Below are 25,456 nucleotides of genomic sequence, written 5' to 3'. Positions count from 1 at the left end.
CGCCTTTGCCGGGAACCGTCCGCCCGCCGGGCGGATCCCCAGAACCGGCGATCTGGTAGGTTTCCACGTCCTTAAACCCTCCGCCCCGTGGGGCCCGGATCTCCCGGGGGAGAGGGGTTCGCCTCCCGGGCGGAGATTTTGACCGTATGAGGAAAATGTTTTCCCACACACCAGACCATAGTAGATCGATGCTCTCACGAAAGATCTTTGAAGCCGAGTTTGCCGATGCGCTCCAGGAGGAACTCGCCCGGCAGGATATGAGCATCCGGGAACTCGCGGAGCGGGCGGGGATCCCACCCGCTACCCTCTACAAACTGACGTCGGGCAGGGCGGACCCACGCCTCTCGACCGTCCGGCGGATAGTCAACGTCCTCGAGCCCCGGGAGAAGAGCTTCATCGCGGTGATCGCGGCCCGGTTCCTGCTCGACGAGATCGACAACCGCAACCTCCCCATCGGCGGGAAGCAATATCACATCCGGGGCTACGCGGCCGACTCCCTAGAGGAGTGCATCATCGCCGCCGTCCGGGCGGATAAGGAGGGAGCGCTCGGGATCATCTGCGCACCCATCCTTGCCCCGATCGTGGAAAAGATCGTCGACTGCCCGGTCGCGATCATCAAGCCGCAGCAGCAGACGCTTATCGAAGCGATCGAGACGATAGCAAAGAGAGTTTAGGGGATCGCCACAATCTAACTCTCGATGAAGTCGATCAGGTAGTAGTCCCCGTGGTACTCCGCGATCTTCCCCCGGTAACCCTTGACGATGCACATCGTCTCGTTCTCGGAGAGCGGCACCTCGATAAAGCCGGTGCGAAGGGTCTCGTTCACTTTAGGGAGGTCGACGAGATCGGCATCCGCGAGCGGGACGACCTCGCGGCCGGCACTCAGGAAGTCGGCTTCCGTCCAGCCTGCAGGGTACCCGGAATCCTCCAGATCCCCGTTGCTGATGTTGTACAGCGTGAGATAGCAGCCGCTCAGCCCTTTTACGTCGGCGGAGGAGAAAACGTAGTAGAGGACGTTCTCCGGGGATACGGTGTCGTACCGCCCCGTGCTCTCCACCCAGTACGCGATGCCGCCGGTCTCGAAATAGCCGCGAAGAACGCTGCCGCTGATGGTCAGATGCACCCTCCCGTCCCCGGAAAGGGTGCCGGTGAAGGAGCCAGTGTCGTGCAGCACCTCCTGCAGGTTCGCAGTGCAGGGCTGCCCGGCAATATGCAGCGCCAGCGGTTCCCCGGAAAGCAGGCGCTCCAGGATTGCCTGCGTATCGTAGACCGCGAGGTCGTAGCGCCGGATAGAGGAGAGAATATCCACGCCCTCGACAGGGACGTCCCTCTTCTCCGTGAAGAAGTCGATATGGACCAGGGCCTGATCCTGTGGGGCTATCTGCTCATGCGGGATTACGGGGACCTCCGCAACGGGCGCAAAAGCCGCGAACCCCGCCGCCAGCGCCGTGACTGCGGCGGTAAGGAGGAGCGCCGGGATTACCGAGCCTTCCTGTACCATCTCACCACCCATTCCGGCCGATGAGGAGGAAGAACCCCAGAAGCGAGAGAACCGCGAGCGCGGAACCGAACCCCGGGACCGTCCGGGGCAGGGGCTCCAGTTCCAGGTCGAGGGTGTTTATTGAGTTCTCAAAGATGAGCTCCTCCCGGAGGGTGGAATAGCCCTCCTTCTCGACCGTGACGGTCTGCCGGTAGCCGGGAGCGGTTATCTGGTAGCGGCCGTCTTCGTCCGTGGTGACCGCTGCGAGAGGTTCGTCGAGCGTAAGTAGCGGCTCGAACCGCACCGATGCACCGGGAACCGGGTTGCCGCCGGCATCCGTCACTCTGCCCGAGACGGCGATCAAAGGGCCCTCGTTGATGACGGTGAGGATGGGGCCACCGGCCGTGCCGAAGACGAAGGTCGTGTCGCCGCGGTGATAGGAACGAGAACCGCTCGGAACCTGGCTCACCCAGGTGCAGGGCTTCTCGACACCCGCGGGAGTGGGGATCTTCGCGGAGCGTTCGTCGCTGATGGAAAAGAGGTGGTTCCCGTCGCCATCGAAGATCAGCGTCTTTGCGTCGGCCGTATGGACGACGATCGAACCGAACGGTATCCCGAAGGTTCCCTCAGCGGTAACCCCCGGCTCCGGCTGAAGGCTCAACTCCCCGGAGATGGCTATCGTCTCGATCGACCCGTTCACCTTCAGTTCCGGGATCAGGTGTCGATTGAGATCGAGATCTGCGCCTGCCGCCGGGGCGACCGCGAGCAGCAGCCCGAAGAGGAGTGTCCATGTTCTGGTCGTTCCGTTCATCCTTCCTCCCCCGGCTCTCTCACGGCCACGTTGTCACCACCAGGTAATATGCTCCTTCGTACTCCAGGTGCGGGTAGACCCATGTCTCCCGGTCGGGGCCGTAAGTGTCCTGGAGCGCCTTGCTCTCCGCATACGAGACGTTAGTTCCCCCGATGAAGCGCCGGTCGCTCATACCCCACTCCCATCCTGACGGATTTCGTTCTTCTCCCCGGATGACCATATCAAGCGCCGGGTGGTCGGCAAAGTCCTTCTCGGTCAGGGGAACGACCACGTTCTCTCCCGGCTCCGTCCTCTCCATGACGTAGAGCATCGGCTGCCCGCCCGAACCCTCCATCGCGTAGACGATGAGAGCGTCGGCGAGCATGAAGCCGAGCGCGACGGCGACGATGCCGACAAGGCCGCACGCGACGACGAGCCCCGCCATTCTGAGCCGGTTGCCGGGTTTCTTACCCTCTTCCATTCTGCACCTGTTTTGACACGATTCTAATGGATCAGAACGCGGGTGGCGTAGTATACTCCGTCGTACTCGAGGATCGGCGCATTCGCCGTATACACACCACAGGACTCGGTAAGCACGAGACATTCGGCCCCCGTCATCGGGACCGACGCGGATTTCACCACGTTGGAGTCGCTGCTGGCCTCCCGGATCGCGGAGGCAAGCACCGGGTGCTGCTTCAAGTCCCGGTCGGTCAGGTGGATGACGGATGCATTCTGCAGATCCTCTTCCCCGACTACCTCCACGGTCAACTCCTGCGGAAGACCGTCGATTCCCGTGATCAGGGCGACGAGGGCGGTACACACGAACACGACCGCCGCGACGAGGAGGACGACGCCGATGAACGCGAGGGTCCCGACAACAATCAGGCGCTTCCTGTCAGGTTCCATGCAATCCCCTCCGGTCTCGACGTAGACCGGACAGATCCCGCACATCGGGGCACTGATTCCGGCAACTGTCGGTGAGAGGTCGACGTTTCCCTATAAACGATTTCTGTCACGATCCTCTACACGTCGAACCGCCTCAAGCCTGTTTGCTCCCGGGGCAAGGCGCGGCGGGCGAAATGAGGGTATGGAGAGATAATAAAAGAGGGGTGTTCAGAGGTTGTGGGCGGGGACGCACCGGTTCTTCCCCGCATACGGCACGACCGGGCCGTGGAGTTCTATCCCGAGTGCCTCGCGGAGGACATCCTCGATCGTCTCCACGGTCACGAACGAAAGATCGCTCCGCACGTCCTCGGGGACATCCTCGAGGTCCCGCTCGTTCTCCCGCGGGAGGATGACCGTCCTGATCCCGGCCCGGTGGGCCGCAAGGACCTTCTCCTTGATCCCGCCTACGGGGAGGACGGCGCCGGAGAGCGTCACCTCGCCGGTCATCGCGACCGTCGGGTCGACCGCTCTCCCCGTGACGAGGGAGGCGAGGGCCGTAAAGAGGGTCACGCCCGCCGAAGGCCCGTCCTTCGGGGTCGCCCCCGCCGGCACGTGGATGTGGACGTCGCTTGCGAAGAAGTCGAACCCGGTCGTGACGGCTGCGAGCCTCGAACGGATCAGGCTGAGCGATATCTGGGCCGACTCCTTCATCACGTCGCCGAGCTGGCCGGTCAGCGTCAGCTTCCCTTTGCCGGGCATGAACGTCCCCTCGATGAAGAGGATGTCGCCGCCGACCGGCGTCCAGGCGAGACCCGTCACGACGCCGGGCTGGTTCTCCTTCCGCGCCACGTCCGGCCGGACGGTCTCTCTGCCCAGGATCTCGGGGAGCATCTCCGCCGTCACGACGACCGGGAGGTCGACCGTTCCCGAGACGACCTTTGCGGAGACGAACCGGGCGATCCGTGCAAGCTGCTTCTTGAGCGTCCGGACACCTGCTTCCCGGGTGTAGCGGTCGATGATCGCCGAGACGGCCTCGTCCTCGACCTGGAGCATACCCGCATCGAGGCCGTGCTCCTCGAGCGTCTCCGGCAGGAGATGGTCTTTTGCGATCGCGAACTTCTCGTTCTTCGTGTAGCCAGAGATCTCGATCAGCTCCATCCGGTCGAGGAGCGGCGCCGGGATGGTTGCGAGGGAGTTCGCGGTCGCGATGAAGAGCACGTCCGAGAGATCGTAGGGCACCTCCAGGTAGTGGTCCGAGAACGTGCTATTCTGCTCGGGGTCGAGGACCTCGAGGAGGGCGCTTGCCGGATCTCCCGAATACGAGACGGCGAGCTTGTCGACCTCGTCGAGGATGAAGACCGGGTTCTTCGCCCCGGCCCGCTTCATCCCCTGGATGATCCGGCCGGGGAGAGACCCGACGTAGGTCCGCCGGTGCCCCCGGATCTCCGCCTCGTCCTTGACGCCGCCGAGGCTGATACGGACGTATTTTCTCCCCAACGCGTCGGCGATGCTTTTGCCCAGGCTCGTCTTCCCGGTTCCGGGCGGGCCGGCGAAGAGGAGGATCGAGCCCTGCTTCTCCTCCTTGAGTTTCATGACCGCAAGGTGCTGGACGATCCGCTCCTTGACCTTCTCCAGGCCGTTGTGGTTGCTCTCGAGGACGCGGCGGGCCTCCTCGATATCGATGCTCTTCTTCTCGACCGTCCAGGGCAGATCGAGCAGGAGGTCGAGGTAGTTCCTTATCCCCTGGCTCTCGTGGTGCTGGCTCCCGCCCGACTCGAGTTTCTTCAGTTCGGCAAGCGCCTTCTTCCTCACCTCATCAGGCATCGTCGAGCACTCGATCCGCTCCCGGTAGTTCTCCTCGCCGGAAGAGCCCTCGCACCCGTTGAGCTCCTCCTGGATCACCCGGAGCTGCTCGCGGAGCATCGCTTCCCGGTTCGCCTTCCCGACCTTCTCGGAAGCCTTCCTGGCCACCTCGATCCGGAGGTTGATGCTCTCGTTCAGGTTCACCAGGAGACGGAGGAACGCGGCGTGGCGCTCCCGGACGGAGACGGTCTCGAGGAGGGCCTGCTTCTCGGCAACACCGATCGGCAGGAAGGGCATGACGAACCCCATGATCTGGTCGACGGACTCCATCCTGTCGACGGGTCGGGTGAACTGCTCGGAGCCCTGGAAGTTGCCGCTGATCTCGTGGACGGCCGCTTTGACGTCCGCGAGCATCTTCGCCCGGGTATCTTCGTCGAGGTCCGGTACATCCGGGAGGGGTTCGCAGGCGGCGTGGAACAACCCGTCCTTCTCGGAGAGGGTTACGGCCTTCACCCGGGAGGTTGCGTGCGCAAAGACCAGGTAGCCGTCGTCCGCAGGCTGTACGTGCGCGATCAGGAGGAGATTTCCGGTCGAATAGAGCGCGTCGGTCGGATTCTCCGCCGACTCTGCGCCGCTCTTTGCGGTCAGACCGACCGCGGATGCCGACCCGTTGCTCTTCATGGCGGCGATCAGCGCTTCCCCGACGGCCGTCTCGACCTGGAGCTTCGTCCGGGTCTCGGGGTAGACCACGGTCTCGAAGAGCGGTATGACGATGTACTCTTTGCTGGTGTCTGGTTGTGGTGAGTGCATGGTGACTCCAATCATTTAGTTTGAATTTACCTAACTTTGATGCCGGCCAAAAAAATTATCCGACCTTTTTTAAGATCTCGATCAGGAGATCCACTTCGTTCTCGTCGAGCGTCCGCACCATCCTCTCGATCATCCGGTTCAGCGCGTTCCGCTCGGCGTTCGCCATCATCCGTCCTTTTTCGGTCAGGCGGATGTATACGATTCTCCCGTCATCGGGGGATTTCTGCCGGTAGGCGCACTCCATCCGGACGAACCTGTTGATCATCTCCGTGACGGTGGGCTTTGAGTTCCTGGTGATCTCGGCGAGCCTGCTGAACGTCACGTCGCCGTGCTCGTCGATCGTCTTCAGGTAGGCGACCTGTTTCACCGTCACGTCGGCAAGCCCGCATTCGGAGAAGATCTCGGAGGAGCATTCGTTCTTGATGGCGATCAGGCGATCAAATACCTCGAACAGATGCTCCTCTCTCGCCGGCATAGTTGATGCTGATTAGTTTTGCTTGACCTAACTATAAAGGTTGTGACGGCGACCGGTGCCGGGAGAGATGCCTGCAGGAGCCCGGCCGGTTATGGTCGGATCCGGGATGAGATGGGTCAGGATGCCCCGATGTGTAGACGATTGTGACAGAAATCGTTTATAGAAGAACGTTGACCTTTCCCGCAGGTTTCCAGGACACGGCAGCCGAACAGTGTCGAGAACGGTGCAGTATGTCACGTAAGATCGTCGCCTCTCTCCCCCGGAGCCGGTTCTCGCCGGCCATCCCCCCGCTCGTCGCGGTCGTCGCATGCGTGATCTGGGCGGGTACCGCGAGAACCGTCTCCGGGATCATCGGGCCGGCGCCACCGTTCGTCCTCCCTGTCTTCGTTCTCGTAATGGTCACCCTTGCGGTCGCGGGAGCCGCGACGCCGCTTCCGCTCATCTCGGGCGCCGTCCCGGTCCGGAGAGAGCGGCAGGCGATGCTCGTCGCCGTTGCAGCCTCGGTTCCGTTCGTCTTCGCCCTCCTGATAAACCCGGACCGGTGGCCGGGCGGGCCCGCCCCGCTCATCGCGGACAGCGTGCCGGTATTCGGGTGGCTCTTCGACGGGATCATGAGCGCCCTCCCGTTCGCCGCGGGCACCCCCGCGTATAACCTGCTCTTCTCCGCCTTCGGGGTCTTCGGGTTCTACCTCGAGTGCGTGCTGGCCGCAACCATACTCTACGCCGCTCTCCGCCTGACTGCCGCCCCCGCCCCGGGGTTGCGGGAAGAGGGGCACGCCGAGGAGGAGGGATAGGTACGGCGCCGGAGAGAACCTCGATCGCACTCACCCTCACCGCGGCCTACTTCCTCGCCGTTCCCGTGACCGGGATGTACGCCCGGTACGTCTACAACGGCCAGTTCGCGTACCGGATCGCAGACATCTCGCCGGTGCTCCTTCTCTTCTGCATCGCCTCCCTCGCAGGAGCGGTGCTCTTCGCCGTCGCCGTGCGGGAGGAAGGGGGCAGGTGGTGGGCGGCGATACCCCTCGCGGCAATCTTCCTCGCGCTCGCCGTCATCGGGCCGTCGCCCTGGTCACCCGGGTTCAGCCAGGTCGCGATCGCCCTCCTCGCCCCGGCGGTCCTCGCCCTCCTGCTCGGGGCACTCCCGCTCGAGAAGGGATCGACGGCATGGTTCGGGGCGATCGAGGCGGGGCTCATCAGCCTCCCCGGCCTGCTCTGGGCATACGGCCTCTTCCTCGCCCCACCGCTCCCGGAGAATATCATAACCGACTCGCCCTCGCTCTACGAGTTCGCCGGAGCGGCCTACATCTACGCCGGGCTCGGGCTCCTCGGCATCCTGCTCCTCGTCCTCGCCTGGAGGCAGAGCACGGCACACTGTGCATGAAATCCCACGCAAAGGCACCCTCCGCCGGCGATCTATTTAGAGAGTTATTTCAGAGCGGAGGCTCCATACTCCTCGAACAGCAATGGTCCCGTGGGAGCTCGTATTCGCCGTCATTCCCGGCCTGATCCTCTTCTTCTACGGGATAGAGAACTTCTCAAGGGAGATCCTCGCCGTCGCGAAAGGCAGTTTTGCGAAGATCCTGGGGCGGCTGACGTCGCGGCCGGTCGTCGGCGCACTCCTCGGCGCCGTCGTCACCGCCCTCGTCCAGTCGAGTGCGGCGACCACGATCATCACCATCGGGCTCGTCAACGCCGGAACGCTCTCGTTCCTCCAGAGCCTCGGGATCATCATCGGCTCGAACATCGGGACGACCGCCACCGCGCAGCTCGTCGCCTTCAATATGACGGCGTTTGGACAGGTGCTGATCCCGGTCGGGTTCCTCGTCGGGATATTCGGGCGGCGCTACCGGTTCCTGGGCAAGCCCCTCTTCTACTTCGGCCTGGTCCTCTTCAGCTTAAACCTCATCTCCACGGCGCTCGCACCGTTCCAGAACGATCCTGCGATCATCGGGCTTGTTGCGGAGTTTTCGGCGCTCCCGCTTGCCATCCTGATAGGGTTCCTCTTCACCACCATGGTGCAGTCGAGTTCCGTGACGACCGGCCTCGTCGTCGTCCTCGCCCAGCAGGGGCTGCTCACCCTCCCGCAGGCGATCCCGATCCTGCTCGGCGCAAACATCGGTTCGACCACGACGACCCTGATCGCCTCTGCCCGGATGAACCTCCACTCCCGGCGGGCGGCGGCGGCCCACTTCATCTTCAACCTCGGCGGCGTGCTCCTGATCCTGCCCTTCCTCGTGCCGTTCGCCGAACTCGTAACGGCGATCGGCGGAACCGAAGCGCAGATGGTGGCGAACGCCCACCTCATCTTCAACCTGATCGCGGCGGCGGTCTTCCTCCTCTTCATCGGGAGGTTCGGGCAGCTCGTGGAACGGGCGGTGCCCGGGAGCGAGCCCGAGATCCTGATGCGGACACGCCACCTCGAGGACGGCATCCCCGAAGACACGCAACTCGGGTTCGAACTGATCCAGAACGAGCTCAAGCACGCCCACGAGGTCACGCTCGACCTCTTCCGGGCGGCGATGACCTACCTCGCCACGTCGAGGGAGGCGGACTACCAGATGGTCGAGAAACTCAAGAGCCTGAACGGTTACCTTGACGGGAGGATCGAACAGGCGCTCCGGGCGATCTCCGGAAGGCAGCTCTCGGACCGGGAAGCGACCGAGGTGGTCTTCCTGGTGCGGATGTCAAACGAGATCGAGCGGCTCGGGGACCTCGGGGCGGATCTCGGGGAGTTCTTCCGCAGGTCGTCCCGGAACGGAAACGGTACACCCGCCGGCCTGGTACGGAAGACGGAAAGCGTCTACCGGATCCTCGACGGGAACATCGTCGGGCTCGGACTCCTCTTCCCGAGGATCCTGGAAGTGACCGTCTCGGAACTCCGCGCACGGGACGTCGAACTCCAGCGCGCCATCAACGAGCACTACCGCGAGCAGCTCGTCAGTCTCAAGAGGGAAGGCAATCTCGCGGACAGCCGCTACCTGGAGGTCCTCTCCATCATCGAGGCGGCGAACGCCAAGGTGCGGGACCTCCGTAAACTTTCCGAGCAGTACTCCGTCCAGAAGAGGTATGATGCGGCTTCAACCGTGGTGGACGACACGCTTTCGCTGCGCAATCCGGTAGCCGGAGATGACCTGCAGGGTGTCGCCGACCTCCCGGTCGAGCACCGGATCGCCGGAGTCGACGTAGAGGAGGGGTGTTGCGGCGAGCTTTGCCGGCGTGGCGATCACGATCAGGTTCCGTAACCCGGCCTTCCGGAGGACGCCCGGGCTGATCTGCTGGTTCCCCCGGCCGAGGACGAAGCCCTGCGCCCCGATGGGGCTGACGATAATCTTCGCCCGCGGGTATTCGTCGAGGAGGGCAAGAAGCGTCTTCTCATCGGCGTCGCGGGCGACGACCTCCCCGTTCCTGACGGCATCGACCCCGAGCAGCGTCGCCGGGAGGCCGAGCCGTTCCACGATCCGTGCCGTCGTGCTCCCGGCGCCGACGATATAGAGGGTATCCGGCAGCATGATCTCGCCGATGAACACGGCGATCTCGTCCTTCGCCCGCTCCTCGTCCTGCTGCTCGAAGACCTGCTTCCCGCCCTGCGTCCGCTCGGGGATGAAAGGAACGCATGCATACCCGTAGAGCCGGGCGGCAAGACGGCCCGAACGGTAGGCCTCCTCGTCGACGTCCATCACCTCGGAGTCCCGGCAGCCCGTTCGCCCGGCCTGCCGGATGAGGTCGGCCGCCGCCGCCGAGTTGACCGCAAAGACCGCCGAGTACATCTTCACCCCGGCGGGGATGCCGAGGATAGGCACCTCCCGGCCGACGGCATCAAAGACGTCCCGGGCCGTCCCGTCCCCGCCGCAGAAGACGACGAGATCGACCCCGGCATCGAGGAACGCCCGGCAGGCGGCCTTCGTATCGGCGGCAGCGGTCGGCTTTTCGGGCCGGTAGAGGACGGTGAAGCGGTCGATCCCCGCCAGCGCGAGGACGTCCCCCCCCATCGGCGCCGCACAGGTGCACCACGCGATGTCGTCGCTCTTGAGGAGGGAGAGGGCCTGCACCGCCCGGTCGCGGGCGTGCGGGACCGCGCCCCGGCGGAGAGCCTCCTCCGCCTGTCCGTCCGTCCCCTTCAGCCCCACGGCGCCGCCCATCCCGGCAACCGGGTTGAGCAAAAACCCGACGGTCTGCGTCATCCCTCTATTCTTGCCCGTCAGGGTATATGAGGTTCAGGATCGGGGAGTAAGCCCATCCCGCAACGCGGTGATCGCCGTCGCGAGCGCTTCGTGCATCCCGGTCTCATCGCTCGAGTGCTCCTCGATCAGCCGGACGAGGGCGCTCCCCACGATGACGCCGTTCGCACCGGTGGCTGTAACGGTCCGGACATGCTCCTGGCGCGAAATCCCGAACCCGACGGCGAGCGGGAGATCCGTCTTCTCCCGCACCGCGCCGACCAGCCCGACGATACCGGAGGGGAGCCGGTCGCGCTCGCCGGTAACCCCCTCGAGCGAGATCAGGTAGACAAAACCGGAGGCTTCGCGGAGGATCGCGTGCTGCCGTTCCGGCGAGGTCGTCGGGGCGATGAGGGCGATCCGGTCGATGCCGTGCCGGGCGGCGTACGGCGCGACCTCGCCCGACTCTTCGCTCGGAAGATCGACGACGAGGACGCCGTCCGCGCCGGCGGCGGCGGCCTCCGCAAAGAACCGGTCGGCTCCCCGGCGGTAGACGATGTTGTAATAGGTGAAGAGGACGAGGGGCAACGCCGGCGCATATTCCCTGACCCGCCGGACGAGGGCGAAGACGTCGTCCGGCGTGGTGCCCGCCCGGAGGGCACGGGCGTGCGCCCGCTCGATCACGGGGCCGTCCGCCACCGGGTCGGAGTAGGGGACGGCGATCTCGAGGAGATCGACCCCTGCGTCGATCATCGTCGTCGCCACCCCAAACGACGCCTCGATGCCGGGGTCTCCGGCGACGGTAAAGCCGATGAAGGCCGGATTTTCCCGGGCAAAGAGCCCCTCGATCCGGCTCATGCGACGCCCCCGTGAAGGCTCGCGACGTCCGCGACGTCTTTGTCACCCCTCCCCGAGAGGTTGATGACCAGGACTCCGTCCTTATCGAGGTCGTCCGCCGCCCGGAGAGCGTAGGCGACCGCGTGGGCGGACTCGAGCGCCGGGATGATCCCCTCGGTGCGGGAGAGGTAGCGGAAGGCATGGAGCGCCTCGGCGTCGGTGACCGCCTCGTAGCGGACCCTTCCCGAGTCCTTCAGCATGGCGTGCTCCGGCCCGACGGAGGGATGGTCGAGGCCCGCGGCGACGGAGTGCGTCTCGAGCGCCTGGCCGTCGCCGTCCTGGAGGAGGTAGGAGAGCGCCCCCTGGAAAACCCCGACCGAGCCTCCACAGAGTGAAGCCCCGTGACGGGGGGTATCGAGCCCATCGCCGCCCGCCTCCACGCCGACCAGCGCCACGTCGTCGCCGACGAAGGGGTAGAAGATGCCGATCGCGTTCGAACCCCCGCCGACGCAGGCGACGACGGTATCGGGGAGCCGCCCTTCCCTCTCGAGCACCTGCCGCCGTGCTTCCTCGCCGATGACCGACTGGAAGTCGCGGACGATCCGGGGGAAGGGGTGCGGGCCGACGCAGGAACCGAGCAGGTAGTGGGTCTCCCGGAGGTTCGCCACCCAGTCGCGCATCGCCGCGTTGATGGCGTCCTTCAAGGTCCGCGTCCCGGAAGCGACCGGGACGACCCGGGCGCCGAGAAGCTCCATCCGGAAGACGTTCAACGCCTGGCGCCGGGTATCCACCTCGCCCATGTAAACCTCTACGGGCAGATCGAGGGCCGCACCCGCGATCGCCGTCGCGACGCCGTGCTGCCCGGCACCGGTCTCGGCAATGAGCCGGCGCTTGCCCATGAACTTCGCCATGAGCGCCTGGCCGAGGGTGTTGTTCAGTTTGTGCGCACCGCCGTGGAGAAGGTCCTCTCTTTTTAAGTAGATGCGGCAGCCGAGGTCGCGGGAGAGATTCTCGCAGTAGGTGAGCGGTGTCTCCCGTCCGGCATACTCATGCAGGTACCAGTCGAGCCTGCGGGAGAACTCCGGGTCCTCGCGGACCCGGCCGTAGGTCTCCTCAAGATCGATCAGCGCGCTCATCAGGGTCTCGGGCACGTACTGCCCGCCGTATACTCCGTATCGTCCTGCTTTCATGGATCCGTCCTGCATATCTTTACGAACGCCCTCATGAGACGCTCGTCCTTGACCCCCGGCGCCGCCTCGACGCCTGAAGCGACGTCGACGGCGTAGGGCCGCACCGTCCGTATCGCCTCGCCCACGTTGCCGGGGGCGAGCCCGCCCGCGAGGATGACCGGCACCGGCGAGGATGCCACGCATTCCCGGGCATACCCGGGATCGAACGCCCTTCCGGTGCCGTGGCTGCCGTCGATGACTACCGCGTCGCAGTCGTCCCGCAGGGGATCGCCGGGCGAGAGCATCCGGAGGACCCGCACCCCCGCGTTGGGGGGCACGGCGAGGTCACCTGCCACCTGCACCGCATCCGGCCGCGAGAGGAGGATCGCCGCGAGGTCTTCGGGCCGGCCGGTCGAGGTGACGGCGACCGTGGTCACGAACGGCGGGACCGCCGCAAATATCTCCCGCGCCCGATCGGGCGTCACGGACCGCGGAGAGGGGCTCGCGAGCACCACGCCGATCGCGTCGGCTCCGGCCGCCGCGGCGAGAAGTGCGTCGCCGACGGTGGTGATCCCGCAGATCTTTACGCGAATACGAACCCCTCCAGTCGTTTCCGGCGGTCCCGGGCCGACATCAGGGCGGACCCGATCAGGAACGCATCGCAGTGCCTCCCGATGTTCCTGACGTCGTAGGGCCAGACGATGCCGCTCTCGGAGACCACGGTCCTCCCCTCGTCCCGGGCCGCCTCTGCAAGGCGGACGGTCGTCGAGAGATCGATCTTCAGCGTCTCGAGGTTGCGGTTGTTGATCCCGATGAGGTTTGCTTTCGTGTCGAGGGCACGATCCATCTCGCTTCGGTCGTGGACCTCGACGAGCGGCTCGAGATCGAGCATGCACGCCTCGTCGACGAACGCGGGGAGGCGGTTCCCGAGCACCCGGGCGATCAGGAGGACGGCGTCGGCGCCGAGCGCCCGGGTTTCGCTGAGCTGGCGTTCGTCGATGATGAAGTCTTTGCGGAGGATCGGGACCGTTACCGCACGCCGTACCCGGACGAGGAACTCGGTGCTCCCCCCAAAGTAGGTGGGCTCGGTGAGGACCGAGAGCCCGACGGCTCCGGCGGCGACAAACTCCCCCGCGATCGCTTCGGGGGTGCAGCCGTCGTGAATCCTGCCGCGGGACGGGGAGGCGTACTTCACCTCCGCGATGATCGCGTTCTTCTCCCGACAGGCCCGGATGGCCTTCTCAAGACTCCGGCGAGGTGGAACGCCGGGATCGACCGCCGGGAGAGGCCGGAAACTCTCGAGGCGCTCGCCGGTCGACCTGATGATCTCGTCGAGAATCATGCCCCGCCTCCGGTCGCCTCGATCAGGCGGCGGAGCCGGTCGAGCGCCGCCCCCGATTCGATTGACACCTCGGCACGGGCGATGCCCCCGGCGATGCTGCCGGCCTTCCCGCCGAGGTAGATCGCCGCCCCGGCGTTGAGGAGGACGATGTCCCGTGCGGGGCCGTCGTCTCCCTCGAGGATGGAGAGAAGGGTCCGGGCGTTCTCCCCGGGCCCGCCGCCGCGAAGGGCGGCGACGGACGAGCGCGGGATCCCGAACTCCGTGCAGTCGAGGGTGTAGGCCCGGACCTCCCCATCCCGGAGTTCCCCGACCGTCGTCGGCCCGGCCGTCGCGATCTCGTCGAGACCGGCGCCGTGAACCACCATCGCCCGCTCGACCCCGAGGTTCCCGAGCACCCGGGCGACCGGGACGGTCAGGCGGGGGTCGTAGACGCCGAGGAGGTGGGCCCCGGCACCTGCCGGGTTCGTGAGGGGACCGAGGAGGTTGAAGACCGTCCGGATCCCGATCTCCTGCCGGGCCGACCGGGCGTGCTGCATCGCCGGGTGGTAGGCCGGGGCGAAGAGGAAGGCGATCCCGGCGGTCGCGAGGACCTCCGCGACCCGGTCCGGCGGGATCGCGACGGAGACACCGAGCGCCTCGAGGACGTCGGCCGAGCCGCACCGGCTCGACACCCCCCGGTTCCCGTGCTTCACGATGGGGATCCCGGCCCCGGCCGCGACGAAGGCGGCCGCGGTGCTGATGTTGAACGTCCCCGCACCGTCGCCCCCGGTCCCGCAGGTATCCACCCGTGCCTGGGTCGGGAGGGAGACCGGGACGGCGGCCGCCCGCATCGCCCGGGCGAACGCCGCGATCTCCGCCTCGGTCTCCCCTTTCATCCGCAGCGCCGTGAGGAACCCGCCGATCTGGGCGGGTGTCGCCGCCCCCCGCATGATCTCCTCCATCACCCCCCCCGCCTCGGCCGGGGTGAGGTCCGTGCCCGAGGATACCCGGGCGATCGCCTCGCGGATCATGCCCCGCCCCCCGTGCCGAAGAGGAAGTTTTCCATCAGCCTGTCTCCCTCCGGGGTGAGGATGCTCTCCGGGTGGAACTGAACCCCCTCGATCGGGAACTCCCGGTGCCTGACGCCCATGACCGCCCCGTCGTCGTCGCTCCGGGCGGTCACTTCGAGGCAGTCCGGGACCGTGGCGGGATCGATGACGAGCGAGTGGTAGCGGGTCGCGACGAGAGGGTCGGGAACCCCCGCGTAGATTCCTGCACCGTCGTGCCGGATCACCGACCGCTTCCCGTGCATCAGCCGGTCGGCCCGGGCGATCCGGGCCCCGAAGGCGAGGCCGATCGCCTGGTGGCCGAGGCAGACCCCGAGCGTCGGGACGATACGGCTGATCGTGCTGAGGACCGCCCGGTAGAGGGCGGAGTCCCGGGGATGCCCCGGCCCGGGCGAGAGGACGACACGGTCGAAGGGCACGGACTGGATCCGCTTGAGGGGCGTGTCGCTCTTCACCACGACCGGTTCCGCCCCGAGCATTCCGATCTGCTGGCAGAGATTGAAGGTGAAACTGTCGTAACTGTCGATGACGAGCACCCGCATCATTCCGCCTCCGCACCAAGCGCCGCAAGCATCGCCCGCCCTTTGTTCTCGGTCTCGATCCACTCCCGGCCGGGGTCGGAGTCGGCCACGATCCCGGCCCCCACCTGGACGGAGGCGACGCCGTTCTCCACGATAACCGTCCGGATGGCTATCGCAAGGTCCATCGTGCCGGAAAAGCCGATGTAACCGACCGCTCCCGCATAGATCCCGCGCCGGAGCCCCTCCACCTCGCCGATGATCTGCATCGCCCGGATCTTCGGGGCTCCCGAGACGGTCCCGGCGGGGAAACAGGATCGGAGGGCGTCGAACCGGTCGCATCCCTCGCAGAGCGTGCCCGAGACGGTCGAGACGATGTGCTGGACGTGCGAGAACTTCTCGATGGTCATGAACCCCTCCACCGAGACGCTCCCGAAGGCGGAGACTGCCCCGACGTCGTTTCTCGCAAGGTCGACGAGCATGATGTGCTCGGCCCGCTCCTTCTCGTCCGCGAGGAGATCGGCCGCGAACATCTCGTCTTCCGCCGGGGTCGACCCCCGCGGTCGGGTACCGGCGATCGGGACGGTCGTCACCCGGCCGTTCTCCACCCGGACGAGCATCTCGGGGCTGCTCCCGGCGACCTGGCAGTCGCCGAAGTCCAGGTAGTACATGTAGGGGCTCGGGTTTCTCACCCGCAGCCGCCGGTAGACACCGAACGGGTCGCCCCCGATACGGCAGGTGAGCCGCCGGGAGAGGACCGCCTGGAAGATATCGCCTGCCACGATATGCTCCTTGATCCGCATGACCGCCCCCGAAAACTCCTCCGGGGTGCAGGACGATGCCACGACCCCGGAGGGGCCCGGATCGCCGGGGCGTGCCGGGGAGAGATCGCGTATCCGGGCGGCCCGTTCGGCAACCGCCGCACGGCCCCGGTAGTATTCCTCCTCTGCATCGGCCCCGTCGACAAGGAGCAGGTTCCCGATGACCGCAAGCCGCTCTCTGTGGTGGTCGAGGGCGAGGCAGTTTTGCGCCAGCATGAACCGGGCGACGGGCTCTTCGGGATCTTCCGCCGGTTCCGCCCGGAACGTCGGGTGGATAGAAGAGATGAGGTCGTAGGAGAAGTAGCCGGCAAGTCCTCCCGAGAACCGCGGGAGCGGCGAGGAGGCGACCCGGAACCGGCCCATGAACGAGCGGACGGCGTCGACGGCGTCGGCGGCCTCGATGCCGGTGACGATCTCACGGATGCGGGAGTCCCCGGAGACCGTCACCGTGCCGTCGGAGGTCACGGCGATGGTCGCGGCCGGGGCGGTGCAGATGAAGGAGTAGCGGGCGGTCTTCTCGCTCCCCTCGAGCGACTCCAGCAGGAACCCGGGCCCTTCGCGGAGAGAGGCGTAGAGGTCGGCCGGTGAAGACGCGGGAAGCGGGATCTCGGAAAATACCGGGACGATGAGAGGCCGGAGGCTCGCGTCTGCCGCGGCGACGACCTCTTCGCATCCCGGGTTTGTGTTCGGCTCTCTTAGAGCGCTGTCCAGTCCACCGGCATCACCCCGTCACCGGCAGCCGGGAGAGCGAATCTTTGATCAGCTCCACCGGGTATTCGTAGTCGACGAGCTGTCCTGCAAAGTAGGCTTCGTAGGAGGAGAAGTCGAAGTTGCCGTGGCCGGAGTTGTTGAAGAGGATCGTCTTTGCCTCACCGGTCTCACGGCACCGGAGGGCCTCGTCGATCGTGGCCTTCACGGCGTGGGCGGCCTCCGGCGCGACGACGATCCCCTCCGTCCGGGCGAAGGTCACCGCGGCTTCGAAGACCTCGTTCTGGCGGTAGGCGACAGGCCGGATCACCCCATCGTGGGCGAGACGGGAGACGAGCGGCGCCATCCCATGGTAGCGGAGACCCCCGGCATGGATCGCCGGCGGGACGAAGTCGTGGCCGAGGGTGAACATCCGCAGGAGCGGGGTCAGCCCCGCGATATCCCCGAAATCGTAGGTGTAGAGCCCCTTCGTCAGGGTCGGGCAGGCGGCCGGCTCCACCGCGATGATATCGGTATCGGGGTGTTTTCCGGTCATCTTCTCGCCGGCGAACGGGAAAGAGAGACCGGCGAAGTTGCTGCCGCCGCCGACGCACCCGATCACCACGTCGGGATAGGCGTCCTCCATCGCGATCTGCTGCTGTGCCTCCTGGCCGATGATCGTCTGGTGAAGACAGACGTGGTTGAGGACGGAGCCGAGCGAGTAGTTGGTGTTCTCGTGGGCGGCCGCGTCCTCGACCGCCTCCGATATGGCAATGCCGAGGGCTCCGGGTGTCTCGGGGTCGCGGGAGAGCACTGCCTGGCCCGACCGGGTCTTAAGCGACGGGCTCGGGATGCATTCGGCGCCGTAGACCTGCATCATGCTTTTGCGGTAGGGCTTCTGGTCGTAGGAGCTCCGGACCATGTAGACGGTGCACTCCATGTCGAAGAGGCTCGTTGCAAACGCAAGCGACGAGCCCCACTGTCCCGCCCCGGTCTCGGTCGCGAGCCGCTCGATCCCTTCCTCGCGGTTATAATAGGCCTGGGCGATGGCGGTGTTGGGCTTGTGCGAGCCCGGCGGGCTCACGCCCTCCCACTTGTAGTAGATCTTTGCCGGCGTCTTCAAGGCAGCCTCGAGCCTTCTCGCCCGGTAAAGAGGGCTCGGCCTCCAGAGAGTGAGGATATCGCGGACCTCTTCGGGGATATCGATGTAGCGTTCCGTGCTCATCTCCTGCCGGATCAGTTCCATCGGGAATATGTGGCGGAGGTCGTCGGGGACCGCGGGTTTCCCGGTCCCCGGGTGAAGGGGCGGATCCATGGGCGTCGGGAGGTCTGCCTGGATGTTGTACCACCGTTTCGGCATCTCCTCCTCGTCAAGGAGGATCTTCGTCTGCATACACCATGGTGTACCCTGCACACAGATATACATTGTGCACCAGAATTGATCAACACGGCACATCTTAGAACAAGGGGATCGGGGGACCGTTGCCCACTCTCGGGCCCGAAGGGACCCGGATGTGTCTCCGGGGAAAACTGGTATATGGTCGCCCTACCACAGGATAGCGATGTACCTCCTCGCCCATGCCATGGTCGGTGTCCTCATAGGAGCCGTGATCGCGGCGATCGCCGGCGACCGACGGGTTATCGCGCTCGCCGCGCTGGGCGCCGTGCTCCCCGACCTGATCGACAAGCCAGTCGGACACGTAATCCTCGCCGGGACCGTAGACTACGGCAGGATATACTTTCACGGTCTCACCGTCCTCTCCCTGATCCTCATCGCCGGTCTCCTCCTCTACCACCACCGCGAGAGCATCGGCCTCTTCGTGGTCGCCGCCGGCATGGCGAGCCATCAGTTCTTCGACGGGATGTGGCGGCACCCTGTCGAATGGTTCTGGCCGTTCCTCGGTCCTCTCCCCCGGCACGGTTACTCTGAAAACTACTTCTGGGACTCGGTCCTGCGGGAGCTCGCCCAGCCGAGCGAATGGCTCTTCCTCTTCCTGATCGCCGGCCTGTTCGCCTACCTCTACCGGCGGGAACTCGGGGCCCTCTTCGCCCGGGTTGTGAGTCCCACGGCCCGCAGGGCGCTCGTTGCCGCCCTCGGCCTCGTTATTCTCGTCGTGCTGGCCGTCGGCGGACGGCTTCTGCTGTGAGGTCGTCGCCTCCGCATCTCCCACCGGATCGCGGCGCAGGTCAAGAGACTGGCGAGGACAAACTTCTCCCCTCCAGACCTCGTTCCAGTCCGGGGTAGCAACATCCTCCATCAACCGATCGGCCACCCCGCTGACGTCAGCAGGTATGCCTCCGCCTCCGGAGAGGCATTCTGCGGTCGCCGGAAAACCCCAACCATTATATACGAGGCCGGAGAGTGGAATACCTGTGGTGAATGGTATGACTGGCGAATCGATGCTCCAGATAACCGTGGATCAACTTGCACGAACACTCTGCGCGAGCGCCGTTCTCGGTGCCCCGATCGAGGCCGGCGAGCGGGTTATCATACCGGTCGCCGAGTTCGGGCTCGGATTCGGCGGTGGCGAAGGCACGGGAGGGTTCAGGGAAGGCAGCCATCACGGCGGGGCCGGGACCGGCGGCGGAGGCGGCATATCGGCCGTCGCCCTGATCATCATCACCAGGGGTGTCCCCGGCCCCGAGGGCATCCAGGTGGTATCGCTCAAGAAGAAGAGCGAGATCGCCGAGGTGATCTCGACGATCGGGGAGGCTGTCGGCCCCCACGTCGAGAGGGTGCTCGAAAAGGGCTCCGAGATGATGCAGCAGCGCAAGGGCAAGATGCCCCGGGTATCGGAAGAGGGAAAGGAGATCCCGGTGAGCGGTGAAGAGGCATAAGGATCTCTTCCCCTCCATTCCATGGCCGCGACACTTCTCTTCTCCATCCTGCTCGTCGTCGCCGTCATCCTTCTGCTCGTTCTGCTTGCCCTGTACCTGGTCCCGGTGACCGTCTCGACGGTCGCCGACTGCAGGCGGGAGAGTGCCCGGGCGACGGCAACCGTAGCCTGGGGCATCGTGGGAGCGAGGGTCCGGGTCACCGACGGGGTGCAGGTGCTCGAGATTCTCCTCGCCGGCCGCCCGGTCATGACCCGGGATCTCCGCGAGATAGCGGCAGCAGAGCCGGAGGAAAAGAAGGTGAAGAAGGAGGAGAAGCCAAAACCGGCTCTTTCGGTGAGAGAGTATCTCGACGCCGCCGGCGACCTCTGGCCCCATCTCCAGAAGATCCTTGCTGCCTTCATCCGGTCCCTCTGCCTCGAGACGCTCCGGGGCGACGTCACCCTTGGCCTCGAGAGTCCCGCCGACACCGGCGTCGTCTACGGTTACTGCACCGCCGTCCGCTACGCCCTCTGGCCGGTTGAGGCGGTCGACTTCGTGATGACCCCGGTCTTCAATCAGAGGATCTTCGAAGGCACCTTCACGCTTAAGATGCGGATCCGCCGCCCGCTCCTGATCCTCATCCCGGTGGTGAGGGCTCTCCTGCAGAAACAGGTGCGGCAGCGGCTTCGCCGGGTATCGGGAAGAGGTGCTCCGGGTGCGTGAAGAGACCGACCTCGTCGTCGGCGGCGGCCGCAGGGTCGGCGACCGGTGCATCATCCCCATCGTCAGGACGTTCGCGATCTGCATGGAGGGAGCCGCCACGGTCAGCCTGACACCGGTTGCACTCCTCGTCACCGAGGGAGAACTTGAGTACCTCACCCTCCTTCCGGACGCACCCGCAAAAACCGGGGACACCATCGGCACGCTTCGCGACGCGATCGAGCGGGAAAAAAAGAAGTGTGCGGGGTAAGTCGTCACTCGTGGCGCAACGCCTGGATCGGGTTTAAGTTCGCCGCCTTCCAGGCCGGGTAGAGGCCGGAGGCCACGCTCGTGATGACGCCGAAGGCCATCCCGAAGATGATGTAGAGAAGACTCGTCGGGTCGAAGAGGTAATCCGCGTTCCCGACGAAGATTGCCGTCACAACGTAGCCAGCGCCGAAACTGAGCATTCCCCCGATGAGGGCACCCGCAAGGCCGAGGAAGAGGGCCTCGTAGATGAACATCCGCATCACCTCGCTCCGGCGGGTGCCGATGCTCCGCAGGACACCGATCTCCTTGATCCGCTCGGTCACCGACATCAGCATCACGTTTAGGATCGAGACGCCGGCGACGATGAGCGATACCGCACCGATGCCCATCAGAAAGACCGTGATCGACTCGGTGGCCTCAAAGATGCTCTCGAGGATCCCCCTGGTGTCCATGACGGTGACGACGTCCTCCCGCCGGTTCATCCTCTGCTCGATCGACTCCTTGACCGCGTCGATATCCTTGACGTCTCTGACCTTCACGATCACCTGGTCGTAATCGTCCTCGTCGTAGTGACTCGAGTACCAGGAGTAGGGCACGACGATGGCGTAGTCGGGGTTGATGTCGAACCCCATCCCCCGCTCTTCGAGCACGCCGACGACCCGGAGGGTTTCGCCGCCTATCCTGACCCGGGCACCGAGTTTCAGGCCGTTTTCCCTGCTGTTCGCGGCAAGCTGACTCCCGATCAGGCACCCGGCGCCCGTATCCCTCGGGTAGGCTCCCGACTCCACCTCGAGCAGAGAGGGGATATCCCCGGCAGGGATCGCGTAGAGCATCGCGCCGCCCTCCTTTTCGCCCACGGAGATCTTATCGGCGGTGCTCGAGAACGGTATGACCAGGTTGGAGCCGACCGCCCGTGTGATATCGGCAACCTGCCGTTCGGTGAGTTTTCCCCCGCCCACGCCCGTCGCCGGAGAGACGATGAGGGTGTCGCCGACGTCGGTGACCATGTCGCCGAACATGAGGCCGATGCTGTTGCCCATGATCCCGAGGGTGGCGATCGCGATCACCCCGATGACGATACCGATGACCGCAAGGACCGACCGGAGCCAGTGACGGCTGACGTTCCGGCGGGCAAGGTTGAAGAAAGTCATTCTGCCACCCTCCCGTCGACGAGCCGGATCGTCCGGTCGGCGTAGTCGGTCATGTGGGGGTCGTGGGTGACCATGACGACGGTCTTGCCCTCCTCGCGGTTCATCCGGTCCAGGAGGTCCATGATGGCGGTGCCGGTCTTCGAGTCCAGGTTCCCGGTCGGCTCGTCGCAGAGGAGGAAGTCGGGGTCGTTGACGAGTGCCCGGGCGATCGCGACCCGCTGCTGCTGCCCGCCGGAGAGTTCGCCCGGCTTGTGGGTGAAGTGCGTCTCCGCGATCCCGACCGCGGCGAGGACCTCCTGTGCCCGCTCGCGGGACCCGTCCTGCCGGCCTTTGAGGATGAGCGGATACTCGACGTTCTCGACCACCGAGAGCAGCGGGATCAGGTTGAACTGCTGGAAGACGAACCCGATGTGGTCCCGCCGTAGCAGGGTCAGGTCGTCGTCGTCCATCCCGCCGATCCGGTTGCCGGCGATGGTGACCTCGCCCGAGGTCGGGACGTCGAGCGACCCCATGATGTTTAAGAGCGTCGACTTCCCCGACCCCGACGGCCCCATGACCAGGACGAACTCGCCCTGCTCGATGGCGATATCGACCCCGTCGAGCGCCACGACGTCGCCGGCGGGGAGGGGGTAGACCTTGCTCACGTGCTCGAAACTGATGACCGGCATCGTCGTTACGTCCGCTTCCACGAGTAGTAGATTGCCCCGGCGATCCCGAGCGCGACCAGCACCACGACGACGATCCCGGCAACCGGGAACTCGCCGTCCCGCTCCTCGAGCGGCGCCGTGGTGCCGCCGAGCCCGACCATCGTCGTCGCGGCGTATCGGTTCCCGTCGTCGTCCCGGTACTCGACGACGACCGGGATCTCGGTCGTGGTCGCATCGGCCTTAAACGTCACCTCGAACGAGGAGATGTCGTCAGGGTCGAGGGTCCCGACGACGTAGACCCGGAAGGGATCGATGGGGGTCGCGGGCGCGCCGGCGGTGACGAGCACCGACCGGGCGGACTCGAGGCCCGCGTTCATGACGTCGCCCACGATCCGGTAGCCGCCGGCGACGGGCGCGACCTCGACGTTGGTGATGATGGGGTCCGCCTGCCGCTTGTCCTCGCCGAAGGCGACCGGCAGCACGAGATCGGCGGTGTGGGTGTTGATCCCGTTGCGCCAGACCACCTGGAACGTGACGGCCGTCTCCGTGGTCGGGGTCAGGTTGAAGACGACGGTCCCGGACGCGTCAGGGGCGAGAGCACCGATGAACCCGCCGGTCGGGGTGGCGGAAAAGCCGGTCCCCTGCGGGATCACCTGGACGCCGGAGGCGGCGTTCGGGCGGGGGTTGCCCACTCGGACGGTAATCTCGGCCGTCCGGCCTGCGGCGAAGGCGTCCGGCTTGCCGATCACCGACGCGCTGAGTGGGGTGTTCTCGACCTGGACCGGGACCGGGTAGCGGAGGCTGCCGGCACCGTCGCGGAAGTCAAGGACGAACTGCGGGTAGAACGTCCCCTCGCCCCCGTCCGCCCGGACGGTGAAGGTGAACGTCTTGCTGTTCCCGGCGCCGATCTCCCCGACCGAGGGGTAGGGCTCGCTCAGCGGCACGACCCCGCTGCCGTAGAGCCGGGCGCTCTTGATGGCCACGGTCTCGGCACCGTTGTTCTGGATCACGACTGTCAGCGTCCCGGTATCCCCTTTCATCAGGACCGGCGGGTCGAGCGACGAGGAGACGACGGTGATGTCTGCAGGAGCGGCGCTCACCGGTGCGGCGACCGCTATCACGGCGCAGAGGAGTGATATGATGACAAGATAGAGTGGTTTCATGTTACAGCCATCCGGCAAGTGTAATGAGCGTATAGAGGATGTAGAGACCTATGGGTATCCCGACGGTGAGGACCGCGTCCCGCGTGGAGAGGTTCCGTGCGTACTTCATGCCGAAGACCCATATGTTCGCGCTCCAGATCATGAAGAGGATGCTCACGAGCCCGGCGATCTGCGCCAGGGGATCGGTCGTCAGAATGCTCACCAGGCTCTCGGAGAACTCCGCGATCTGCTCGGGGCTTGTCATGGGCGGGACGGTCAGGCCCGAGAGAAGCTGATAGGTGAAGAACGTCCCGATGATGCCCCCGAATACCTGGGGCAGAAGCCCGTAGCCCGTGAACTCCAGTGTCCGCTTGAGGTCTCCTGAGCCCTTGAAGACCATCGAGACGAGGTAGAAGACGAAGCCGTAGATGACCCACACCAGGAGCCCCCCGATGAAGGCAATAGCGGCGGAGAAGATTGTTATGAGCACCCCGAGCCCCTGCATCTCATCGGGAAGCATGGCAATGGTGATATTCGCCATCAGCACGGCAGAGACCACGCCGATCAGTCCGATGACGAGCGCGATGAGCGCCGGTATCTTCAGGCTCGGCTCATCCTGCATGCGCGCCTCAAAGAAGCGCCCGGGGTTGAGCAGTACCCGGAGAAATCCTGTTTCCATGGTTAAGTACGCCTCGTGTATTCTTGGCCGATGGGAAGTGATAAACTTTTTTCAGGATCACGGTGGCGAATGATGGGGTATCTATCGGATTTCGGGGATCCTCCAGAGGAATTCAACCCGAACCGGGGAATAGAACCGGCCCTGCCGGGGCATCGACCGGGACTCACGGGAGGTTCGCCCGGGGACACCCGGTACCGCACGAGAGCCGCCGCAAGGAGCGCCGCGCCGATCGTCACCGGGATCGGGGAGATCACCTCTGTCCCGTCGATGAGGAACAGGAGGAGAAGTCCGGCAGCCCCGAGAACCGTTCCCGCTGCAATCTGTACCGCGTATCCCATTTTCATCGATTCACCTGTTATTTATATCTAACATGATGTTAGAAAAATATAACGTTTCCGATCCGGCAGTTCCGAAAATGAGTGCTCATACCGCTCCCGGAGGTCAAAGATGCCCGAGTTCTTTCAGGCTCACGTAGCCTTTCTTCGTGACGATGACGTGGTCGAGCACCCTGATGCCGAGGATCGATCCGGCCTCGACGAGTTGCCGGGTGATGCCGAGATCCTGGGTGGAAGGCTCGAGCGTGCCCGATGGGTGGTTGTGAACCAGGATCACCGAGGCGGCGCGGTCGGCGATCGCCTCGGCAAAGACCTCCCGGGGGTGGACGAGACTCTGGTTTAAGATCCCGACGGTGACGATATGGCGTTCGATCACCTCGCCGGCGCCGTTGAGGGTGATACAGAAGAAGTACTCCTGCTTCCTGTCCCGCCATTCCGCAACAAGCGGGAGGACGTCTTCGGGACAGGCGATCCGGTGCCCGGAGACGCCGTCGTTCCCGAGATACCGCCGCCCGAGTTCGAAGCAGGCCATGATCTCGCAGGCCTTCGCCGAGCCGATCCCGTCTATCTCAAGGAGTTCGTTATAGGATGGACTGTCTTTGACACTCTTCAGGTAGCGTTCGACGTCGCCGGCAACCTGCCGGACGTCCCGCGCCTTTGTGCCCCGCCCGAGGAGAAGAGCAATCAGTTCGGCATCGGTGAGCGCCTGCGGTCCCCGTTCTGCCAGTTTCTCGCGCGGACGATCGCGGTTCGGGGTATCGCGCATCCTCTTCATACTCATCCGGCCCGATCGGGCTACCCTGATTCCCGGTTTTGATCCCGGAGCATGTATACATTGCCAATCGATCCCACGCACCGGGCCGATCGGGTCCCGGGAAGGAAGCATTGCAGGG

The 25,456-nt window shown here is 65.4% G+C and carries 27 protein-coding genes and 1 pseudogene; 8 read left to right on the top strand and 20 right to left on the bottom strand.

Features of this window, described 5'->3' with window-relative positions:
* Positions 1-188 precede the first annotated feature (188 nt).
* Positions 189-674 (top strand): helix-turn-helix domain-containing protein, encoded by a 486-nt coding sequence (locus DIC75_RS02430; RefSeq protein WP_250986417.1) that lies wholly within the window; start codon positions 189-191, stop codon positions 672-674.
* Between the two features lie 14 nt (positions 675-688).
* On the opposite strand, the gene DIC75_RS02425 is transcribed toward DIC75_RS02430, so the two are convergent.
* From DIC75_RS02425 to DIC75_RS02400, 6 genes are all read right to left on the bottom strand, one after another.
* A complete protein-coding gene (locus DIC75_RS02425; protein ID WP_250986416.1) occupies positions 689-1,501 on the bottom strand; it encodes a hypothetical protein in 813 nt (270 codons plus the stop codon).
* 1 nt (position 1,502) lies between these two features.
* Positions 1,503-2,291 carry a carboxypeptidase-like regulatory domain-containing protein gene (locus DIC75_RS02420; protein WP_250986415.1) on the bottom strand — a complete coding sequence of 263 codons (789 nt, stop codon included), beginning with the start codon at positions 2,289-2,291 and terminating at the stop codon, positions 1,503-1,505.
* 19 nt (positions 2,292-2,310) lie between these two features.
* Positions 2,311-2,751: a hypothetical protein gene (locus DIC75_RS02415; protein ID WP_250986414.1), complete on the bottom strand. Its 441-nt coding sequence runs from the start codon at positions 2,749-2,751 to the stop codon at positions 2,311-2,313.
* A gap of 23 nt (positions 2,752-2,774) precedes the next feature.
* The gene (locus DIC75_RS02410) at positions 2,775-3,176 is read right to left on the bottom strand and encodes a hypothetical protein (RefSeq protein WP_250986413.1); all 402 of its coding nucleotides are present in this window, start codon (positions 3,174-3,176) and stop codon (positions 2,775-2,777) included.
* Positions 3,177-3,383: 207 nt separating this feature from the next.
* Positions 3,384-5,768: an endopeptidase La gene (gene lon, locus DIC75_RS02405; protein WP_250986948.1), complete on the bottom strand. Its 2,385-nt coding sequence runs from the start codon at positions 5,766-5,768 to the stop codon at positions 3,384-3,386.
* 55 nt (positions 5,769-5,823) lie between these two features.
* The gene (locus tag DIC75_RS02400; RefSeq protein ID WP_250986412.1) at positions 5,824-6,243 is read right to left on the bottom strand and encodes a MarR family winged helix-turn-helix transcriptional regulator; all 420 of its coding nucleotides are present in this window, start codon (positions 6,241-6,243) and stop codon (positions 5,824-5,826) included.
* Positions 6,244-6,473: 230 nt separating this feature from the next.
* On the opposite strand from DIC75_RS02400, the gene DIC75_RS02395 reads away from it, so the two are divergent.
* The 3 genes and pseudogenes from DIC75_RS02395 to DIC75_RS02385 all read left to right on the top strand — a co-directional run.
* Positions 6,474-7,037 (top strand): hypothetical protein, encoded by a 564-nt coding sequence (locus DIC75_RS02395; protein WP_250986411.1) that lies wholly within the window; start codon positions 6,474-6,476, stop codon positions 7,035-7,037.
* Between the two features lie 74 nt (positions 7,038-7,111).
* Positions 7,112-7,627: a hypothetical protein gene (locus tag DIC75_RS02390; RefSeq protein ID WP_250986410.1), complete on the top strand. Its 516-nt coding sequence runs from the start codon at positions 7,112-7,114 to the stop codon at positions 7,625-7,627.
* 82 nt (positions 7,628-7,709) lie between these two features.
* Positions 7,710-8,600: pseudogene (locus DIC75_RS02385) on the top strand (Na/Pi cotransporter family protein); the annotation flags it as partial.
* Between the two features lie 723 nt (positions 8,601-9,323).
* Here DIC75_RS02385 and DIC75_RS02380 read toward each other — a convergent pair.
* Genes DIC75_RS02380 through DIC75_RS02340 form a run of 9 tightly spaced genes read right to left on the bottom strand, consistent with a single transcriptional unit; the run spans position 9,324 to position 18,216 of the window.
* The gene (locus DIC75_RS02380) at positions 9,324-10,427 is read right to left on the bottom strand and encodes an ATP-NAD kinase family protein (protein ID WP_250986409.1); all 1,104 of its coding nucleotides are present in this window, start codon (positions 10,425-10,427) and stop codon (positions 9,324-9,326) included.
* A 33-nt stretch (positions 10,428-10,460) separates the two neighbouring features.
* On the bottom strand, positions 10,461-11,261 hold the full coding sequence (trpA, locus tag DIC75_RS02375) for a tryptophan synthase subunit alpha (protein WP_250986408.1): 801 nt from the start codon (positions 11,259-11,261) through the stop codon (positions 10,461-10,463).
* A complete protein-coding gene (trpB, locus tag DIC75_RS02370; protein ID WP_250986407.1) occupies positions 11,258-12,430 on the bottom strand; it encodes a tryptophan synthase subunit beta in 1,173 nt (390 codons plus the stop codon). Before trpB ends, trpA begins: the two co-directional genes overlap by 4 nt.
* Complete coding sequence (locus DIC75_RS02365; protein WP_352151547.1) at positions 12,427-12,981, bottom strand: phosphoribosylanthranilate isomerase; 555 nt, start codon at positions 12,979-12,981, stop codon at positions 12,427-12,429. Before DIC75_RS02365 ends, trpB begins: the two co-directional genes overlap by 4 nt.
* Positions 12,982-12,992: 11 nt before the next feature.
* A complete protein-coding gene (locus DIC75_RS02360) occupies positions 12,993-13,751 on the bottom strand; it encodes an indole-3-glycerol phosphate synthase TrpC (protein WP_250986406.1) in 759 nt (252 codons plus the stop codon).
* Entirely contained in the window at positions 13,748-14,761 is a 1,014-nt protein-coding gene (gene trpD / locus DIC75_RS02355) for an anthranilate phosphoribosyltransferase (RefSeq protein WP_250986405.1), read from the bottom strand. Before trpD ends, DIC75_RS02360 begins: the two co-directional genes overlap by 4 nt.
* Complete coding sequence (locus tag DIC75_RS02350; protein WP_250986946.1) at positions 14,758-15,339, bottom strand: anthranilate synthase component II; 582 nt, start codon at positions 15,337-15,339, stop codon at positions 14,758-14,760. Before DIC75_RS02350 ends, trpD begins: the two co-directional genes overlap by 4 nt.
* The gene (locus tag DIC75_RS02345; RefSeq protein WP_250986945.1) at positions 15,339-16,847 is read right to left on the bottom strand and encodes an anthranilate synthase component I family protein; all 1,509 of its coding nucleotides are present in this window, start codon (positions 16,845-16,847) and stop codon (positions 15,339-15,341) included. The genes DIC75_RS02350 and DIC75_RS02345 overlap by 1 nt, the downstream gene beginning before the upstream one ends.
* A gap of 10 nt (positions 16,848-16,857) precedes the next feature.
* A complete protein-coding gene (locus DIC75_RS02340) occupies positions 16,858-18,216 on the bottom strand; it encodes a TrpB-like pyridoxal phosphate-dependent enzyme (protein ID WP_250986404.1) in 1,359 nt (452 codons plus the stop codon).
* Between the two features lie 169 nt (positions 18,217-18,385).
* On the opposite strand from DIC75_RS02340, the gene DIC75_RS02335 reads away from it, so the two are divergent.
* The 4 genes from DIC75_RS02335 (at position 18,386) to DIC75_RS02320 (ending at position 20,610) form a co-directional block, all read left to right on the top strand.
* A complete protein-coding gene (locus DIC75_RS02335) occupies positions 18,386-18,970 on the top strand; it encodes a metal-dependent hydrolase (RefSeq protein ID WP_250986403.1) in 585 nt (194 codons plus the stop codon).
* Between the two features lie 238 nt (positions 18,971-19,208).
* Entirely contained in the window at positions 19,209-19,661 is a 453-nt protein-coding gene (locus DIC75_RS02330) for a spore germination protein GerW family protein (protein ID WP_250986402.1), read from the top strand.
* Between the two features lie 21 nt (positions 19,662-19,682).
* Positions 19,683-20,363 (top strand): DUF2953 domain-containing protein, encoded by a 681-nt coding sequence (locus DIC75_RS02325; protein ID WP_250986401.1) that lies wholly within the window; start codon positions 19,683-19,685, stop codon positions 20,361-20,363.
* Complete coding sequence (locus DIC75_RS02320) at positions 20,356-20,610, top strand: hypothetical protein (protein ID WP_250986400.1); 255 nt, start codon at positions 20,356-20,358, stop codon at positions 20,608-20,610. The genes DIC75_RS02325 and DIC75_RS02320 overlap by 8 nt, the downstream gene beginning before the upstream one ends.
* A gap of 4 nt (positions 20,611-20,614) precedes the next feature.
* Here the strand turns inward: DIC75_RS02320 and DIC75_RS02315 are convergent, their stop codons facing one another.
* The 5 genes from DIC75_RS02315 to radC all read right to left on the bottom strand — a co-directional run bounded on the left by DIC75_RS02315 (position 20,615) and on the right by radC (position 25,338).
* Complete coding sequence (locus DIC75_RS02315; RefSeq protein WP_250986399.1) at positions 20,615-21,760, bottom strand: ABC transporter permease; 1,146 nt, start codon at positions 21,758-21,760, stop codon at positions 20,615-20,617.
* The gene (locus DIC75_RS02310; protein WP_250986944.1) at positions 21,757-22,428 is read right to left on the bottom strand and encodes an ABC transporter ATP-binding protein; all 672 of its coding nucleotides are present in this window, start codon (positions 22,426-22,428) and stop codon (positions 21,757-21,759) included. The genes DIC75_RS02315 and DIC75_RS02310 overlap by 4 nt, the downstream gene beginning before the upstream one ends.
* 5 nt (positions 22,429-22,433) lie before the next feature.
* Positions 22,434-23,570 (bottom strand): COG1361 S-layer family protein, encoded by a 1,137-nt coding sequence (locus DIC75_RS02305; protein ID WP_250986398.1) that lies wholly within the window; start codon positions 23,568-23,570, stop codon positions 22,434-22,436.
* Between the two features lies 1 nt (position 23,571).
* Positions 23,572-24,228: a Yip1 family protein gene (locus DIC75_RS02300; protein WP_250986397.1), complete on the bottom strand. Its 657-nt coding sequence runs from the start codon at positions 24,226-24,228 to the stop codon at positions 23,572-23,574.
* A 441-nt stretch (positions 24,229-24,669) separates the two neighbouring features.
* Positions 24,670-25,338: a RadC family protein gene (radC, locus tag DIC75_RS02295; RefSeq protein WP_250986396.1), complete on the bottom strand. Its 669-nt coding sequence runs from the start codon at positions 25,336-25,338 to the stop codon at positions 24,670-24,672.
* Positions 25,339-25,456 lie beyond the last annotated feature (118 nt).

The sequence above is a fragment of the Methanoculleus oceani genome (genome assembly GCF_023702065.1).
GTDB lineage: Archaea > Halobacteriota > Methanomicrobia > Methanomicrobiales > Methanoculleaceae > Methanoculleus > Methanoculleus oceani.
Note: the sequence above shows the minus strand (reverse complement) of the source record. Positions and strands in the feature narration are given on the sequence as shown.